A 12,711-nucleotide genomic window follows, 5' to 3' on the forward strand; every position below is an offset into this window, starting at 1 on the left:
CTTTTAACTCTCTTCAATCCAGTTTTATAGATTTGTATATTTGCTCTTCCAAGAGTGAGCAATTACTGATAATGCTCTATATAGTTTCCTTCTTCATATATCTCTTTTCCACTAATCCCCGTCCATTCTTCAGGTGTTAGGTCTGGATGTAAATACAAATAAGATTTCAACATATTATATCCTTCACTGTAACCATAACTAGATGGAAATTGTTTGCCACCATTTAGAATTTGAGAGGTTCTACTATAATCTATTTTCTGTAAGTCTGGCTCTATTTGCTTCCATAAATCTTTGTTAAAATTGAAATATACAACGGTTCCATCAATATCAGGATAGACTAATTTTAGATATCATCTGACTCCTTGTCTTCTTTTATCGTCTCTGTATGTTCACAAGAGATTAATAGAAGGAAAACTAGTAGAATAACAAATAAACCAAGTTTTCGCATAAAATTCTCCTCGCCTTTTCCATACCTACGGAAATCACAAAAGGGTTTCAGAAAATTCATAATACAACATCAATATGCCCGCACTGGAGAAATAAGATGAAGATACATATTATTTCCAACAGGTTCCATTAAGACCGGTCTCATTGAACCACCAAAACTTATTCTTATTTCTTCTTCCTTTATTACTTTTAAAGCATCCATCAGAAAGCTTCCGTCTAAAGAGATACTTAAATCTATCTCTCCATTAATCTCCTTTATATTTTGCATTTCCTCTATTTTCCCTATCTCAGATAAGTTTGAAGTAATTTTTATTTTCGCAGCCTCTTTTATTTCCAAATATACGTTGTTATTCTTCCATTCACTTGCAAAAAGACAAGCACGATCTACTCCTTTTAATAGCTGTTTTGTGTTAACTGTTATAATTGTCCTTGCATTTTTAGGGAATAATCCTGAGACGTTTGGATAGTTTCCTTCTATTAATCGGGAATAAAGCGAAGTTGTATTGGATTTAAATACTATATAGTTGTCTGTAACAAATATATGAATAAATTCAGTTTTATTATGTATTAACTTACTCAGCTCATTAAGGCTTTTACTTGGAACGATGAATGAACCACTTACATTTGAATCAATGGTAAGTTCTCTTAATGCTAGGCGATGAGAATTTGTGGCAACACATGTAAGTTTGTTTTCTTTAAAAGACATATTAACTCCAGTTAAAACTGGTCGTGCTTCACTTTTTGATACGGCAAAAACTGTCTGTTGAATGATTTCTGTCAATTCTTCGCTTTGTATTTTAATGTGCCTCGTTTCATCCATTTGTGGAAGCCTCGGATAATCTGCTGAGTGAAAACCGTTAAGCGTAGTAGTAATCTCCTCCGATTTCAAGGTAGCTATTTGCTTTTCGTTCACTGTTATATGGATTTTATCCGATAACTTTTTAACCAATTCACTCAAATATTTGGCCGATAATACGACACTGCCAATTTCCTTAACTTCTAACACATTGACTCCATCAATCTCCAAAGGAATTACTTTTTCGATAATAATTTCTGAGTTACTTCCGATAAGAATTACACAGTCCTTATTAGTAGTAATTTTAATACCTGTTAGAATAGGAAAAGGTGTTTTCTGAGATACTACTTTATTCACATCTGCTATTGCTCTATTAAAGCATTCACTATCAATGATAAATTCCATTTCATGCAACACTCCAAAATAATTGATAGTTAAATATTCGACATATATTTCCAAATCTCCTGTTAATTCCGTGCAGTTAAATTATGCTTTTCCATATAAATAAAAAAAACTACCAAACTGGTAGCAAAAATGGTAAGTTATTTTATTTTTTAAATTTATTGTTTATTTAATATCACTAGTGTTGCATTAATTTATTTTCACTATTAAAAATACTTAAAATGTTCAATTTTATTATTTTATGCAAAGAAAAAGTCCTTTATAATGGATAAGTCAGGTGGTAACCCGTCCAAATCCACTAAAAAAGGACCAACTCATGGACAAGATTACACGAAAAACTTCATTTGGACAATGGTTTTCACCAATAAATCTTCAACTTTTTGAAGAAACCGTGAAAACGTTGAAATTAGATTACTATACGAAAAAACTAAAAACAGACTCATTTCTAAAATTACTCCTTTTTGCACAGCTACAAGAAGTCGAAAGTTTGCATGAGCTAAGCGATTGTCTTTTCGACGACCAACTACAAAAAGGCATTGATCTTGATTCAATCAGTATTTCTCAGCTCTCACGCCGATTAAACGGTATAAATCCAGATTTATTTCAAAGGCTTTTCCTTGATTTAGTCGCACAAATTCATGCAAAAACACATTATACAAAGCTTATTATGCCGTTAAAAATCATTGATTCAAGCACATTGCCACTTAATTTGACCAATCATAAATGGGCAAAGTTCCGCAAAACAAAAGCGGGTGTCAAGTTGCATTTGAGACTTGTGTTTATGGAAAAAGGGAGTTCCTATCCTGAAAAGGCTGTTTTAACAACGGCAAAAGAACATGATCGTGGTCAGCTTGAAATCATGGTTGATGATAAAGAATGCATGTATGTGTTTGACCGTGGCTACCTAGATTACGAGCGCTTTGACCGAATGACAGATGATGGTTACTTTTTTCTTTCAAGGCTACGGAAAAACGCAGTCATACGGGAAGTTTATAATTTTAAACTACCCGAGAATTCAGCTGTTTTGTCAGATCAAATGGTGTTGATTGGTACGACTCAAAACCGTGCTGAAAATTACTTTCGTCTTCTAAAAGTGATGGATTCAAAAGGAAATGAACTGCATTTAATTACCAATCGTTTTGATTTGAGTGCCGAAGAAATTTCAGAGATGTACAAATCACGGTGGGCAATTGAGTTGTTCTTTAAATGGATCAAACAGCATCTCAGCATCAAAAAGTTCTACGGTCAAAGTGAATGGGCGATTCAAAACCAAGTGTTTATCGCACTGATTGTTTTTTGCCTACATGTTCTCGTACAACTTGAAACAAGAAGTAAGCGAAAAACCTTACAAATTAGCCGTTATTTAAGGGCTGCATTGTGGAAACCAGCCCATATCTGGCTTCGAAAGATTGAAGGGAAAGCCATCCCTTAATAAGCAAATTGTTGTTGTCGCACAAGTCTAATTGTAAAAAAAACCCAAATGGATGGAGCCACCTTTGAATAGGTATTTACCTTTTTGGCTCTAAACAAGGAGGATAATCAGACTGAAAATTGCGACAATATTTATGCAACACTAGTGATTTAATATATCTAAATGAAGAGGATATATGCTATAAGCTACTATTTTATTTTTATACCTTTTCACAATATCTACATGATCTTGATAACTATTTAAAAATAATTTTATGTTTTTATTTCCTTTTTTTGTGTGAATAATAAGGGAATACTCAGCATTTTTTGAGTTCAGGTATGTTTCTTCACTTCCAGGATATAAGCTATATTTTTCTCTGACGATCGCTTCGTTAAATATTTTTATTATAGCGTCTTTATTCGCCCCATCTACCTTCATATCATTGTAGATTATTTCCGTATCCAAGTTATTAAGCCTCAAATGCAGCCTATATTTATCCAAAAGCCAATCTACCACTCCAGTTGGTAAGCACGTCATTAAAATTTTTATTATACAAAATAGGACTAATGCTATGATAGAAATCCAAGTCATTAAAATTCACTCCATTATTTATTCTATTGATGTTTTCTACAATATTAATAGTACTAAATTTTTTATAAATATAGACCGTCCAATTTATATATAAATTGACCATCCATTTCTAATTATTATACTAAAAAAAGATGCAAGTTTTTATACACTACCTGCATCTTTTCGGTATTATTAAGAAGCTACTTTTTATTCATATTCTCGACTGATTTGCAAGGCTTCGGCAAATCTTCTTATCCCCTCATCAATATTACTTTCCTTTTCTTTAGCATATGTAAACCGAACAAAATTATGGTTCGAACCCATTGTAGATCCAGGTGCATAAATAACCCCTTTTTTCAATGACTCCTCCAATAAACGATTTTCGTTAACTTCTTTCTTTATTTTGCACCATAAATGAATCCCGCCATTCGGAATGAAAAATTCCACTTCATCTTTTAAATAGGTTTCTAAGCTCGCGATGATTTGATTTCTTCTACTTTCCAGATGCTTTACTAAATTATTTAGATGGGATGCAAAATAAGGCGATTCTAAGAAGTCGTTCGCTACCCATTGGGAGTAACTAGAATGTCCAAAATCAATTTGTTGCTTTGCATCGGATAATCTTTCGATAACTGGTTTTGGTCCAATAATCCATCCAATTCGAAGGCCTGAAGCGACAATTTTTGAGAGGGAGCTAATGTATAAAACATTGCCATTTTGATCCATTGATTTCAGCGGAAATAGCGGTTTTCCGGTAAAAGACGTTAAACTATATGGATCATCCTCTACAACCGGTATGCCATATTTTGAAGAAATCTCTAAAACTTCCGCTCTTCTTTTTTGACTAAGAGAAACGCCAGTTGGATTCTGAAAAGCTGGGTTGAGAAATATCATTCTAATTCGGTGTTTTTTATATAAGGAGATTAAATCACCTGGTTTTATTCCGTTTTCATCTGCTGTCAAAAAATAAGGTTTAACTCCTGCCGATTCAAATAATGGGAGACTATAATGATAAGAAGGATCCTCAATCGCTACAGCATCACCAGGTTTCAACAAACATTGAATGACCAAATGCAAAGCTTGTTGGGCTCCAGACGTAATTAATATAGAAGTCTGGTTTGTATGCAAACCTCGATATTGTTGCATATGATTTGTAATGGTAATTCTTAACGCCTCATTACCTAAAGGATGATCATATCCTAATGAGCCAATATAGCTTCGGTCAGAAATAATTTCCCGTAAAGATTTTAAGGGAAAGAGATCTTCTGAGAGCTCCCCACTAGCTAAATTGATCAACTTATGTTCAACCATCTCTTTTCGTATCCGCTGCATAACAGGTAGATTAGGCAGAAAGGATCCAGCTTCAATATAGCGATTCCAACTGGGCACACGCTTATTGGTTATTCCCCATATATCCTTGCTTATCGTTGTTCCGCTACCCCGTTTTCGCTCAATTAGTCCATTTGACTCTAACTCATCATATGCTGCAACTACTGTGCTTCTATTTAAATCTAGCAATTTAGCAAGGTTCCTCTCTGAAGGCAGTGGCTTATCTAAAGGAAAGGCTCCATCTGCAATGCCATTTTCGATGTACTCTGCTAGTTGCTTATATATTGCTTTTTTTAATTTTCGATCAGGTTTCCACTCCATCGTTTCCACACTTCTTTACCTCATATTGTATAGGACAGCTATCTAAATTATGTTGTTTTAAATTATAACTTAATTTCCTTTCTTTAAACATTTATTAGACTTTTCCAATAGCATACTACATTTCATTTTTTATAACCTAACACCCATTGATTTGTCTAAACCCAACTGTCTTATTTACTAATAAAGCTCGATATAATTTCCATCCTCATAAATAACATCTCCAGTTAGCTCTGTCCATTCTTCAGGAGTAAGACTTGGGTGTGTATCCAAATAAGATTTTACTAAGTTATATCCCACGCTATATCCATAATTTTCTGGAAGATCATCCCCACCATAAATTATTTCATATGCTCGATAAGCGTCATATAAATTTAATTCTGGTTCCACTAGCTCCCAATATTCTTTGTGGAAGGGATAGTTTAGATCGCCATAAGAATTACCAGGGTAAACAATGTTTTCAAACATTACTGCTTTTCCTTCTAAGATTAAAATATCCAATATAGTATCCGCACTATCGTTATTAAAATACCTTTCTGTCCATACACTATGATGGTATTCGTGAGCTATACCAACCTTCAAAAATTCTTCATCAAAAAATATAGTGTAAAGAACACTTATTTTCCCTGTCCCTTCCGTTATCATTTGAGGTAAATCAGGATCAAATGGAGTTGGATAAATACATACATTCGTCGCTTTTTTTGATGGAATATAATTAGCCGATTCTATTAATGCTTCTTTTATTGCACTATTTGTCTTTTCCTCGTCAATTGTATTAATGATACCTTTAACTTGTTTCAAATCCTCTGGAGGTTCAATTGAATATGTTTTCCCGCTTCTTTCAAAGTATTCAGCATCTTGATAACATGCATCGAAAATTGGTTCGATCACTTCCTCTTCAAAAGCTTGAACTGCTGGAATAGTGGATTCTTCCTCTAACTTATTCTCATAGTTATCATAAAGCTTATAAGCATGGACAATGTTAAATTCTTGATCCGTGTTAGGATGTTTGAAGGAATAAATCAACCCTTTATTCCTTTTTTCTTCCAATATAGTCTCCCTATCTTCTGAAGAAATAGATAATATCAATGTGAACAAAAAAATAAAAATAGCAATCTTGTGCAACAAGAATTTCCCCCTACAACATTTCTTTTTACTTACATTAAACACCAACAAAGTAGTACCACTTAATTCCAATAACAGTAATCTATTATTTCGACAATTAATGCCAATTATCCTTCTCTACCAATCTTCTTTCTAATCCCATGTAGCATGGTTATCTACTTGAAAATCATATAAGCATATTCACTCAGAACGAGTTCTTTTTGAGAAAATATTTCTTCCTGTTCTAAAATAAAAAAAGTCCATTCCCTAGAAATATAATCATTTCTTAAGAAAATGAACTTTAGTCAATGCCTTATTTTTTTCTAATAAAAGTCAATACAATTGCAACAACCGATAAAACAATTGCGATGATTGATAAAATTGTATTTACGTTTGTACCTTCATGTGAATGTTCTGTATCTTCATCTGTAGCATGATGATCATCTGTTGTGTCATCATCCGTTGCTTCATCTGTTCCATGACTGTGTCCATGACTATCAACCGATACATTTGATTTAGCAATGCTTGTAATAGAATGAGGAAGTTCAGAATCACTGTCTCCAGTCCACTCCACGATGCTTCCATCTGCATAGTATTGGAAAGCATCCCATGCTATATCGCCAGCCTCTTTTGGATTTTGTGCTCTAAAGGTGAATTCCCGATATTGACCAGCTTTGATTGCCGTTTCTTCGGATTCTGCCTCCCATGTTATCGTTACCACTTTATCATTATCATCTGTTGTTGTAGTCGTCTTCCAGCCAGCGACTGGTTCATACATTTTGTATTCCACATTTTCCGGAATTTTAATGGTCACCTTCGTTGTATCAACATCTTTCTCAACCGGAATTCTAACTTGATAGGTTTCCCACGCCTCTGTTGTTGATTGGGATGGATTTACAGTAACATGGGCACTGACAGGCAACGCAATAAAGAATACAGCTGCTAATGCTACTAATCCGGATAAAAATTTCTTTTTATGTATCATTTCAAATCTCCTTTCCTTATCTCTGTATTTTGCAAAAAGAGAGGTTAACACCATCATTAATGTGTTAACCTCTTTCATCATATCAAATAGGCGAACTTCGTTCAAAGAAAAAACCGCTTAAATCATGTCTATTCTGTGAACATTTTATGACAAATGTTTGAGCTGTTCCCTATTGTAGCCAAAATTATTCTTCTTTATTCAAGAAATTCCTTTATTTTTTCAGACGGTTACATGGCTTTTGGAGCAGCAATACCAAGCAATCGCAACCCTTCTTTTAATACTAGTGTTACAGCATAGACGAGAGTTAGTCTAGCTTGTTTTTCGTTATCCTCCTCTAGAATTTGCACATGTGCATAGTACTTATTAAATGCTCTAGCTAAGTCGATGACATACTTAGCGATTTCCGAAGGATCATACTGTTCGATCGCTTTTTCCACGCTAATTGGAAAATCCATTAATAATTTTATAATGGAAAAACTTACATGATCCCACTGTAATCCCTCTATATTTGCCGGAAAGGAAAACTGCCCTTTCCGTAATAAAGAACAAGCTCTTGCATGTGTATATTGAATATACGGACCTGTTTCCCCTTCAAATTTAAGCATATCTTCTAAAGAAAATTCAATGTCCGTTAAACGATAATGTTTTAAATCGTGAAAAATAATCGCTCCCGTTCCAACTTGTTTTGCTACCTCTTGCTTCTTTTCTAGTGATGGATTTTTTTCTTCGATGTTTTGCTCTGCCAATTTAATTGCTGCTTGCAGAACTTCTTCCAGTAAAACAACTTTTCCTTTTCTCGTTGACATTTTCTTTCCGTCTTTTAACATCATCCCAAATGGAATATGAGCCATTCCTTTTGCCCAGTCATACCCCATCTTCTCTAATACTTGAAATAATTGCTTAAAATGTAGGGTTTGTTCATTGCCAACTACATATAAACTTTTGACAAAATGATAGTTCTCCTGACGATAAATAGCTGCGGCTAAATCTCGTGTTGCATAAAGGGTTGCTCCATCACTCTTTTTGATTAAACAAGGAGGAAAGCCCTCCAGTTCCACAACTTGTGCTCCTTCCGAATCTACTAAAAGCTCCTTTTCCTTTAATAAGTCAACGACTGCATCCATCTTGTCGTTAAAAAATGCCTCTCCATCACTGGAGTCAAATGTAATACCTAATAAAGCATAAATTTTATTAAATTCTTGTAAGGATTCCTTACGAAACCATTCCCATAATTGGAGTGCTTTTTCATTTCCTTGCTCCAGATAGTTAAACCACTTTCTTCCTTCCTCATTTAAGGAAGGATCTTCTTCTGCTTTTTCATGAAACAGGACATATAGCTTTAATAATTCTTTAATTGGATTTTTTTGTACTTCTTCTTCGTTCCCCCAGAGACGATAAGCAACTATTAGCTTACCGAACTGTGTTCCCCAATCCCCAAGATGATTAATACGGATTGGTGTATAACCACTTTTTTCAGCAATAAGACCAAGTGCATTTCCGATAACTGTAGAACGTAAATGCCCCATAGAAAATGGTTTTGCAATATTAGGGGAAGACAGATCAATCGTCATTATCCCTTTATCGTTCGGTGAATCTCCATAATGCTCCTTCTGATCATAAATCTCATGGATTACTTTAGTAGCAACCAATTGCTGATTTAAAAATATATTGACATAACCGCCTGCTACTTCGACATGGTCAACCAGTGGCGATTCAATTTTTATAGAAAGTTCTTTTGCAATGAGTGGTGGTGCTTTGCGCATTTTTTTCGCAAGGGTGAAGCACGGAAAAGCAAGATCTCCTAAATGAGCAAATTTTGGTTTTTCTAATAATTGTTCTATTGTTTCTCTCGTTAGTTCCAGATTAAATTGTGTTTCTAAAACGTTTGCTATTTCTTGTTTGATGTTCATTTATATTCTCCTTTGCCATCATGTTGAAATAAAATCCAATAAAAAAAGCTCCCACCTCTTCTATACGAAGAGGCGAGAGCTTGAATTCCCGCGGTACCACTCTAATTGTTATTTTCATAACCACTTAAATCAGTTAACGGCCTGTCACCGATCATCCCTACTTGTGTTCAGCATGATATCTCCAAAGTGCGCTTCACTGCTTGCTCTACATTAGGCTTCCACCGTCCCTAATTCGCTATCGCTTTGCAAACAGCTACTCTCTTTTTCTACGATTCCCTATATTTTTTTCTTATTATACACACACTTTTCGGAAGAATCCAATACTTTTTTATTTTTATCATAGATAGGCAAGCGCCAATCATTTCCAATTACATATAGTAAGGAAGGAGGTGAATAAAAATGAATCCTACAAATAGAGCTTATGGTGGCCATGTTGGACCGGTTGGCGTTGGTGGTTTTGCCGGTGCAGCTCCAGTAATCGGTCATGGTGCGGTGGGAGTTGGGGCAATCCCCCTTGGTGCTATAACACCAACTGGATTTACTGCAGGTAACCCACTTGTGATAACTCCTTTTCACCATACGCCTGGACAATATCAACAGCTATGGAATTATGGTCAACCTTTCTCTCCTTACTCGTATCCATATGGAAATAATCCAGCCTATTCTACTTACGGCAATTACCCATATTATTGACCAAATGAAAAAAGGCAGCATGAGACTATAGATAGTCTGGTTGCTGCCAATCTAAATTATTCTGCGATATCGATTTGTTTATTTTTTCTCCAATTAAGAAATGTTACGACTAAACCACCCAGAGAAATAACAATTCCTGCAATATAACCTATTAAACTTGCTGTATTATCATTATTATCCATCGGTGCACCGCCTCTTTCCTCCATCCCATTAAACGGCATCATGTCATTTTGAGTATCGGCTGAAAAATTATCATTTTCTGTTGTATTGCTATTTGCGTCTGTATTGGTATCTGTATTTGTCGAAGCAGTAGCCGCATTAGGTGGTTGTCCCATCATTCCCATCCTTTGGGAAGGTTCATCTTTATTTACATAATCTACAACTCCTATTGTTGATTGAGTTAATAAAAATAACATCGCAAGGATAGCTATCCAATTTTGTATTTTCTTCACTTTCATCTCTCCTATCTGTAATCTAATTACATTATGCGAGAGTTGCCTTAATTTTTTCTTAAGTTTTTGATAGATAGAGAGAAATGGTGACCTTTTCCTTTCTTTTCTCCAATTTTTTGCATTCATCTCACTTATGAACACCTTTTTTCTTGCTTCCGCTGAAAAAATGGTTTTCATTCTGCTTATGAACGCCTTTTTTCCTTGCTTCCGCTGAGAAAATGGTTTTCATCCTGCTTATGAACGCTTCTTTTCCTTACTTTCGCTGAAAAATGGTTTTCATCCTGCTTATGAACGCTTCTTTTCCTTGCTTTCGCTGAATAAATGGTTTTCATTCTGCTTATGAACGCTTCTTTTCCTTACTTTCGCTGAGAAAATGGTTTTCATTCTGCTTATGAACGCTTTTTTTCCTTACTTTCGCTGAGAAAATGGTTTTCATTCTGCTTATGAACGCTTCTTTTCCTTACAAAGTTCCAAAAAAATAATAAGTGCAGCTAAATAATTGTCAAATAGTTTCATAGAAACTACCAATAATAACAAAAAAATTAATGCTATCAATAAATTCAATATTGGATTTTTTTCATTCCATTCCCTTCCTTGTAGTTTGTCAAAAATATTATGTATGTAGTAATATCACAGTAAAATAGGCTGTCTAGTCCCCATCTTTGCGGGTCTTAGACAACCTATTCGACTTTTATGGAAAATGTGTAATTGGGGTTGCCTTGATCCCATTTTGCATAAATCATATAGACATATGTTCCTTTTTGGGCTGGTACAGTCATTGTATTTCTGTCTATCTCAATAAATTCCTCTTCTCCATCTTCAAATACTTCAGCAACTTGTAATGAGCCGTCTAATGGTTTCTTATTAAAATCAATTGTAATCGTTGAATTCGGTTCCACTGTCACAGAGCCATTCCTTAACCCCATATCCCAAGGAGATGCATAGACGTAATCGACACAGGATCCTTTTAATGAACCTTGCCAGCAATTCGAGCCAATTGTTGTTGGAATTCTGTTATTCTTCCATGATACCTCAGGTTTTGGTGGTTTTGAAAAATACATCGTATCCATTAGTAACCATATAAAGACGAAAATAAATCCTATCATTGTTACCATCATAAACATACGAACAATTTTGCCACCTTTCCTTACTCTTTTACTATTGGACGATTGATATTGTAGAAAAGTTTCGATTTTTCATTATAAATAGAAAATTCAATAGATATTTTTTCTATTCTCCACCGCCTCCACAATCTCCTCCACTATCAAAAGAGGAACCACCACAATCATTTCCTCCATCAAAGAAAGATGCATTTGAGCTTTCTGTTGATCCGCCTGTAAATGGTGGATAATAATGATTATTATGATGATTGCTTATGTTATTTGTCTTTCCTTTGGATGAGGCACTGAAAACAGATGCCACTATAATTGCTAAAAATAGTAAAATAATAATTCCAACCATGTTTTGCTCCTCCCTTATCCTATGTAGTTGATAATTTATATACGAACCTTTCCCAAAATAGTTTCATAATTTTTACAATTAAAAAACCGAAAAGTAGATATTCTACCTTTCGGGAAATTTTGTTAGCTCTTCCATTCAATTAAAATACACGGACAACCTTCATTTTTTTCAGTTTGTTTTGCTAAAAGGAAAATATGTTATTAAGCACTCCATATCCCCTTCTACATAAACATTATTTTGACCTTGTTCGGGATAATAAGTAGTGGTCATTACCTTTTGCCCATTGTTAATAAAGATTTCGCAAACCGATTGATCAACAAAAATCGATAATAATAATTCTTCGTTTTTCTTTAGATCCGTGCTTCTTTCCTCTCCATAGTTAAGATTAATAGGATTGAACGTACGAGAGCGATCTAATTTGAGTTTTCCGTTTACAGTATCATATTCTAAACATAGAAAATGATCTCGATCTTTATTTCCGAAAAGTTCTATATGTCCTTTACTGTTACTTGGCACCCTAATTTGCAACTCATAAGAATTTTTCGTTTCTTCTAAAGTAATCATTTTGTCATTAATGACAACTTTCTGTTCATCATTTCGTAACTTTTTCATTTCGTTTACCGGATATTGATAAAGCTCACCGTTAATCAACTTTAATTCCTTTACTAAGCTTAGACAATGAGCCCACCCATCCTTAAAAGTAGGATATTCCATTTCCGGTAGACCAATCCAACCAATGCTGAGACAACGTCCGTCTGGTGCATTAAATGCTTGTGTTGCATATAGGTCAAATCCCTCATCTAACAGAGTCAAATCTTGAACATGATTGATTT

Annotated in this window: 13 protein-coding genes and 1 other annotated feature; of the genes, 2 read left to right on the forward strand and 11 right to left on the reverse strand. The window is 34.5% G+C overall.

What is annotated here, in order from left to right; all coding sequences use genetic code 11:
* Positions 1–62: 62 nt before the first annotated feature.
* Positions 63–326, reverse strand: coding sequence for a DUF2268 domain-containing putative Zn-dependent protease (locus NST60_RS00415; RefSeq protein WP_341099753.1), 264 nt, complete (start codon positions 324–326; stop codon positions 63–65).
* A gap of 191 nt (positions 327–517) precedes the next feature.
* Positions 518–1,648 carry a DNA polymerase III subunit beta gene (dnaN, locus tag NST60_RS00420; protein WP_341097943.1) on the reverse strand — a complete coding sequence of 377 codons (1,131 nt, stop codon included), beginning with the start codon at positions 1,646–1,648 and terminating at the stop codon, positions 518–520.
* Positions 1,649–1,961: 313 nt separating this feature from the next.
* On the opposite strand from dnaN, the gene NST60_RS00425 reads away from it, so the two are divergent.
* Positions 1,962–3,077, forward strand: a complete 1,116-nt coding sequence (locus NST60_RS00425; RefSeq protein WP_016201461.1) for an IS4 family transposase — start codon at positions 1,962–1,964, stop codon at positions 3,075–3,077.
* Between the two features lie 141 nt (positions 3,078–3,218).
* On the opposite strand, the gene NST60_RS00430 is transcribed toward NST60_RS00425, so the two are convergent.
* The 5 genes from NST60_RS00430 to argS form a co-directional block, all read right to left on the reverse strand.
* Positions 3,219–3,647 (reverse strand): YfmQ family protein, encoded by a 429-nt coding sequence (locus NST60_RS00430; RefSeq protein ID WP_254415031.1) that lies wholly within the window; start codon positions 3,645–3,647, stop codon positions 3,219–3,221.
* 186 nt (positions 3,648–3,833) lie between these two features.
* Positions 3,834–5,276, reverse strand: a complete 1,443-nt coding sequence (gene pdxR / locus NST60_RS00435) for a MocR-like pyridoxine biosynthesis transcription factor PdxR (protein WP_341099754.1) — start codon at positions 5,274–5,276, stop codon at positions 3,834–3,836.
* Between the two features lie 177 nt (positions 5,277–5,453).
* Positions 5,454–6,323 (reverse strand): DUF2268 domain-containing putative Zn-dependent protease, encoded by an 870-nt coding sequence (locus tag NST60_RS00440; protein ID WP_341097945.1) that lies wholly within the window; start codon positions 6,321–6,323, stop codon positions 5,454–5,456.
* Positions 6,324–6,690: 367 nt separating this feature from the next.
* The gene (locus tag NST60_RS00445; protein WP_341097946.1) at positions 6,691–7,467 is read right to left on the reverse strand and encodes a YcnI family copper-binding membrane protein; all 777 of its coding nucleotides are present in this window, start codon (positions 7,465–7,467) and stop codon (positions 6,691–6,693) included.
* A 122-nt stretch (positions 7,468–7,589) separates the two neighbouring features.
* Positions 7,590–9,272 carry an arginine--tRNA ligase gene (gene argS, locus NST60_RS00450; RefSeq protein WP_341097947.1) on the reverse strand — a complete coding sequence of 561 codons (1,683 nt, stop codon included), beginning with the start codon at positions 9,270–9,272 and terminating at the stop codon, positions 7,590–7,592.
* A gap of 65 nt (positions 9,273–9,337) precedes the next feature.
* Positions 9,338–9,550, reverse strand: a binding site (T-box leader).
* A gap of 121 nt (positions 9,551–9,671) precedes the next feature.
* Here argS and NST60_RS00455 point away from each other — a divergent pair.
* Complete coding sequence (locus tag NST60_RS00455; RefSeq protein ID WP_016205293.1) at positions 9,672–9,965, forward strand: hypothetical protein; 294 nt, start codon at positions 9,672–9,674, stop codon at positions 9,963–9,965.
* A gap of 56 nt (positions 9,966–10,021) precedes the next feature.
* Here NST60_RS00455 and NST60_RS00460 read toward each other — a convergent pair whose 3' ends face one another.
* From NST60_RS00460 to NST60_RS00475, 4 genes are all read right to left on the reverse strand, one after another.
* Positions 10,022–10,417, reverse strand: a complete 396-nt coding sequence (locus NST60_RS00460; protein ID WP_341097949.1) for a hypothetical protein — start codon at positions 10,415–10,417, stop codon at positions 10,022–10,024.
* A gap of 680 nt (positions 10,418–11,097) precedes the next feature.
* Positions 11,098–11,541: a hypothetical protein gene (locus NST60_RS00465; protein WP_016205291.1), complete on the reverse strand. Its 444-nt coding sequence runs from the start codon at positions 11,539–11,541 to the stop codon at positions 11,098–11,100.
* Positions 11,542–11,647: 106 nt separating this feature from the next.
* The gene (locus NST60_RS00470; RefSeq protein WP_254415026.1) at positions 11,648–11,878 is read right to left on the reverse strand and encodes a hypothetical protein; all 231 of its coding nucleotides are present in this window, start codon (positions 11,876–11,878) and stop codon (positions 11,648–11,650) included.
* Between the two features lie 168 nt (positions 11,879–12,046).
* Positions 12,047–12,709: a GH32 C-terminal domain-containing protein gene (locus tag NST60_RS00475; RefSeq protein ID WP_254416418.1), complete on the reverse strand. Its 663-nt coding sequence runs from the start codon at positions 12,707–12,709 to the stop codon at positions 12,047–12,049.
* Positions 12,710–12,711: the final 2 nt, after the last annotated feature.

It is taken from the genome of Niallia sp. FSL W8-1348 (assembly GCF_038006745.1).
In the GTDB taxonomy this organism is placed as follows: Bacteria; Bacillota; Bacilli; order Bacillales; family Cytobacillaceae; genus Niallia; species Niallia alba.

Bases quoted from the DNA above. Each gene is read 5' to 3' on its own strand.
- dnaN (WP_341097943.1), bottom strand. From the start codon at position 1,648: ATGGAATTTATCATTGATAGTGAATGCTTTAATAGAGCAATAGCAGAT.
- NST60_RS00465 (WP_016205291.1), bottom strand. From the start codon at position 11,541: ATGTTTATGATGGTAACAATGATAGGATTTATTTTCGTCTTTATATGG.
- NST60_RS00425 (WP_016201461.1), top strand. From the start codon at position 1,962: ATGGACAAGATTACACGAAAAACTTCATTTGGACAATGGTTTTCACCA.
- NST60_RS00430 (WP_254415031.1), bottom strand. From the start codon at position 3,647: ATGACTTGGATTTCTATCATAGCATTAGTCCTATTTTGTATAATAAAA.
- pdxR (WP_341099754.1), bottom strand. From the start codon at position 5,276: ATGGAGTGGAAACCTGATCGAAAATTAAAAAAAGCAATATATAAGCAA.
- NST60_RS00470 (WP_254415026.1), bottom strand. From the start codon at position 11,878: ATGGTTGGAATTATTATTTTACTATTTTTAGCAATTATAGTGGCATCT.
- NST60_RS00455 (WP_016205293.1), top strand. From the start codon at position 9,672: ATGAATCCTACAAATAGAGCTTATGGTGGCCATGTTGGACCGGTTGGC.
- argS (WP_341097947.1), bottom strand. From the start codon at position 9,272: ATGAACATCAAACAAGAAATAGCAAACGTTTTAGAAACACAATTTAAT.